Raw genomic sequence first — 841 nt, 5'->3', positions numbered from 1 at the left:
ATGTTTACGTTCAGCGTTGTAGAACATAAAATAGTTCGCCAAGCCGATCACCAACTCCGGCATACTTTCATGCTTTTTCAAATACACTTCTTCATATTTCACACTGCGCCATAGACGCTCAACAAAAATATTATCCAACGCCCGACCGCGACCGTCCATACTGATTTTGATGCCGTTTCTAAGCAGCAGCCCAGTAAAGGCCTGGCTGGTAAACTGCGCACCCTGATCGGTATTAAAAATCTCCGGCGTTCCATACCATTTTATGGCTTCTTCCAAGCAGTCCACGCAAAACCCCGCATCCATCGTGTTCGACAACCGCCAAGACAGCACCTTCCGGCTATACCAGTCAACGATCGCCACCAGATACACAAAACCCCGCGGCAGCCTGATGAATGTGATGTCTGTACTCCAGACCATATTTGGTCGAGTGACGTCGATACCTCTCAGTAAGTACGGGTAAATCTTGTTCTGCGGATGCGCTTTACTGGTGTTGGGGCCTGGGGCCATACCTGCCAATCCCAGTTGCTGCATCAGCCTCTGTACGCGCTTTCGGTTCACTGTATGGCCACAGTCTCGCAAGTAATGCGTCATGCGTCGCGTGCCGTAAAATGGATGTCTGGTGTATTCCTCGTCAAGCAATTGCAACAGCAAACTATCAAACGGATTGATCTCTTCCTGCAAGCGCTTTTTCTTGTCGTACACGACCGAGCGCGTGACTGAAACGAGACGGCATTGTGTGGCGATTGAAAGGGCAGAGAGCGGCTCTACCCACTGCATCGAGTTCCATATTCAGCTGCCCAATTTTGGCATAGAGACGGTCTGGGTCGTTCTGTGTGCTGGC

The 841-nt window shown here is 50.4% G+C and carries 1 pseudogene; it reads right to left on the bottom strand.

The features are described 5' to 3' along the window. Positions 1 to 841: pseudogene (locus QN347_RS19305) on the bottom strand (IS3 family transposase); the annotation flags it as partial.

Origin of the sequence: Sphingomonas sp. 10B4, assembly GCF_035019905.1 — a bacterium.
Taxonomy (GTDB): Bacteria; Pseudomonadota; Alphaproteobacteria; order Sphingomonadales; family Sphingomonadaceae; genus Sphingomonas; species Sphingomonas glacialis.
This window is presented reverse-complemented; position numbering and strand designations above follow the sequence as displayed.